Here is a 3,845-nt window from a genome sequence, read left to right as displayed (position 1 = left end):
CCGCTGCAAAACGCTTGAGGAAAGCCTCCTGAATTTGCTCGTGAACATAGACAATTTTAAGGGCCGTACAGCGCTGCCCATTAAAGGATAATGTCCCTGAGAGACATTCCTGGATCGTCAGTTCAAGGTCTGCATCAGGAAGGATGATCGCCGGATTTTTGGCCTCCAGTCCGAGTACCAGGCGGAGCCGGTTGCTCTTGGGGTGTTGATCCTGAAGGGCATTGGCAGACTTGCTATTTCCGATAAGTGCTAGCACATCTACCTTACCCGTCTTCATAATCGGAGCAGCTACCGCCCTACCCCTGCCAAACAATATGTTTACCACCCCTTTCGGAAAGCTGTTCTGAAATGCTTCCAGGAGGGGGGTGATCAGTAAAACCCCGTGTTTGGCCGGTTTGAATATGGTCGTATTCCCCATGATGATCGCGGGAATGAGCAAGGCAAAAGTTTCATTCAGCGGGTAATTATAAGGCCCCAGGCATAAGACGACACCAAGCGGTCCCCTCCGGATATGCGCATACACCCCATCGTGCTTTTCAAAGCGGGCAGCATTGCGGTCGAGTGCTTTATATTCCTCCAGGGTATCTTCGATGTATTCAACTGTCCGGTCGAATTCCTTCTGGGAATCCGGAAGGGATTTCCCAATCTCCCACATTAAAAGGGTTACAATTTCTTCCCGTCTGGCTTTCATCTGCCCCAGGAATTTTTCCATACAGGCGATACGGTCTTTTACCTTCATGGTCGGCCAGGCCCCCTTCCCTTTGTCATAGGCCAGGAGCGCAGCATCCAGCGCTTTCATGGCCTCGCTCTCCCCCATATCCGGGATACTCCCCAATAAGGTGGGTTTATACTCCGGGGTAGCCGAGATGGTAGAAAACACCTCAGAGGTCTTTCCCGCCCATTGCATTAACTCCCCTCCGATCAGATATTGCCTTTGATCTACAGGCGCTTTTAAAGTGAATTTGTCAGGGATTGGAGTAAAAGCATTCATGTTGTTGATGCATTTAGAGTTAATAATTCGGGCTAGCTTTCCGAGGGATCAGATAGCGGGTTTCATGGCTGTCATGGAAGCTCGCAGCCTCGAGCCTACCTGCTCCACAGGATGTTGTCTTATGGTCTTATTGACATGAATGAGCTCTGCATTGTCCACCGTTGTATCGCACCCTTTGCCGAAGGCTTTTCCGATGACCTCTGTAGAGACCGTTTCCATAAAGCCGGAAAGCAGGGGTTTACAGGCGTGATCAAAAAGATAACAACCATATTCAGCTGTGTCCGAGATTACCCGGTTCATCTCAAAGAGTTTCTTACGCGCAATAGTATTGGCAATAAGCGGGGTTTCATGAAGGGATTCATAATACGCAGATTCCCCTACAATTCCAGATTCCGTCATGGCTTCGTATGCCAGTTCTACCCCGGCACGTACGAAGGCGACCATAAGGACCCCCTTATCATAACATTCCTGCTCTGTAATTTCATCCTGGGAAGCCGTCGTTTTCTCAAAAGCTGTTTCTCCAGTAGCTGCACGCCACTTCAAAAGATTGGCATCCCCATTTTCCCAGTCCTCCATCATGGTTTTGGAAAAATTCCCACTCATGATGTCGTCCATATGCTTTCGAAACAGGGGCTGCATAATTTTTTTAAGCGTTTCAGACAACCTGAAAGCCTCAATTTTTGCAGGATTGGATAAACGGTCCATCATATTGGTAATCCCTCCGTATTTAAGGCCTTCGGTGATATTTTCCCATCCATACTGCACCAGTTTAGCAGCATAGGGTGCGGGTATCCCATCAGCCACCATCTTGTCAAAACAAAGAATGGATCCGGTCTGCAACAGGCCACAGAGAATGGTCTGTTCGCCCATGAGATCTGATTTCACTTCAGCGACAAAGGAAGATTCAAGGACTCCCGCCTTATGGCCACCGGTCGCCACGGCGTATGCCTTGGCACGGGCCAGTCCCTGATGGTCCGGATCGTTTTCAGGATGTACCGCAATCAAGGTGGGTACTCCAAATCCCCGTTTGTATTCCTCCCGAACTTCTGATCCCGGACTTTTCGGGGCGACCATAATTACGGTGAGGTCCTTACGGACCTGCATCCCTTCTTCAACGATATTAAATCCGTGTGAATAAGACAAAGTGGCTCCTTTTTTCATCAGTGGCATTACCGCTCCGACTACAGAGGTGTGCTGTTTGTCAGGGGTCAGGTTGATGACCAGATCTGCCTCGGGTACCAATTCTTCATAAGTGCCTACCTTAAATCCATTCTCAGTGGCATTGCGGAAAGAGGCTCTTTTCTCTGAAATAGCAGCAGGTCTGAGCGCATAGGCGATATCCAGGCCGGAATCGCGCATATTTAAGCCCTGATTGAGCCCCTGGGCCCCACAGCCGACAATTACAATCTTTTTTCCTTTAAGGGCCTTCACCCCATCTGAAAATTCCGTCGCCTCCATAAAACGGCATTTCCCGAGTTGCTCGAGTTTTTCTCGTAATGAAAGGGTATTGAAGTAATTAACCATAGTCCGTATTTTAAGATATAAGGTGTTTTATTATTGTTCGAGTTGAAATTTTTCCAACAAGGAGGAGATGGGCATTTCGGCTTTGGTCACCGCTATCCTGCCACTCCTTACAAACTGCATGATGCCATAGGGTTCCAATTCGTCATGCATCTCGTCAATTTCATGGCGCCGGCCGGTTTTCGCGAGTACAAAATAGTCCCGGCTCACCGTCACAATCTGGGCATTGCTCTCCTTGATGATATTCTGTATCTGACGTTCGTCGAAGAGGAGGTGTGAGGCAATTTTAAACAGGGCGGATTCCTGATAAATGATCTCATCATCCGTATGGTAAAAGGCCTTTATCACCTCCACCTGTTTTTCGATTTGGGAAACGATACGCCGGGTCCATTCGAGCGTCGTGTAAATCACAATCGTAAATTTAGAAACTCCTTCAATTTCTGATTTTGAAACATTTAAGCCTTCAATATTAATGTGACGCTTTAAGAATATTCCGGATATCCTATTGAGCAATCCCACATTGTTTTCTGAATAAACGGATATGGTAAACCAGGTTTTTTCCATTACTTTCTGACTACTGATTACTTCTTTAATTTTAAAGCCAATTGCTATTTAAGGCGGATCTCCGAAACAGATGCCCCCGAAGGAATCATCGGAAAAACATTGTCCTCCTTCTCCACCCGAACCTCCAGAAAATAAGCCTCCTTTGAAGCCATCATTTCTGCTACGGCATCAGCGAGTTCTTCCCGCTTATCCACCCGTCGGGCATTGAGATAATAGCCCTCTGCTATTTTGACAAAATCCGGATTCACCATAACTGTAGAGGCATACCGGCTCTCAAAAAAGAGCTCCTGCCACTGGCGTACCATACCGAGAAAATCATTGTTGAGAACCACAATCTTAACGGGTAATTTATTCTGATGAATAGTAGCGAGTTCCTGAATAGTCATCTGGTAACCCCCATCTCCGATCACTGCGACGACTTCCCGATCCATGGCCCCCATCTTGGCTCCTATGGCCGCGGGAAGGGCAAAGCCCATGGTGCCCAGACCTCCTGAAGTGATATTGCTTTTCGACTCTTTGAATTTGGCATACCTGCACGTGACCATTTGATGCTGCCCCACATCTGTAACAATGACGGCCTTGTGCTCCGAAGCCTGGTTAATTTGCTCAATGACCTCCCCCATAGTGAGACCGGGTTTGGCGGGGTGTATATCATTTTCAATAACTGCTTCAAACTCTTGTTGATACTTCTTGTGAAATTCCCCTACCCAGTCCGCATGGTTATTTTTGCGAATTTTTGGCAACAACAGGGATAGGGTCTCCTGTGCAT

General features: G+C 47.6%; 4 protein-coding genes. All 4 read right to left on the bottom strand.

Going from position 1 to position 3,845, the window contains the following annotated elements; genetic code table 11:
• The coding region (locus WBV75_RS07760; RefSeq protein ID WP_424120062.1) for an aldehyde dehydrogenase family protein at positions 1-991 on the bottom strand (991 nt) is incomplete at its 3' end.
• Positions 992-1,039: 48 nt separating this feature from the next.
• On the bottom strand, positions 1,040-2,515 hold the full coding sequence (gene ilvC, locus WBV75_RS07755; RefSeq protein WP_424120061.1) for a ketol-acid reductoisomerase: 1,476 nt from the start codon (positions 2,513-2,515) through the stop codon (positions 1,040-1,042).
• 30 nt (positions 2,516-2,545) lie between these two features.
• Positions 2,546-3,076 carry an acetolactate synthase small subunit gene (gene ilvN, locus WBV75_RS07750; RefSeq protein WP_424120060.1) on the bottom strand — a complete coding sequence of 177 codons (531 nt, stop codon included), beginning with the start codon at positions 3,074-3,076 and terminating at the stop codon, positions 2,546-2,548.
• Positions 3,077-3,120: 44 nt separating this feature from the next.
• Positions 3,121-3,845 (bottom strand): thiamine pyrophosphate-dependent enzyme (locus WBV75_RS07745; protein ID WP_424120059.1); only part of this gene is annotated, 725 nt, incomplete at its 5' end.

Source organism: Robiginitalea sp., from assembly GCF_049588695.1.
Lineage (GTDB): Bacteria > Bacteroidota > Bacteroidia > Flavobacteriales > Flavobacteriaceae > Robiginitalea.
The sequence above is the reverse complement of the archived record's forward strand: the minus strand, read 5'-3'. Positions and strand labels throughout refer to the sequence as shown.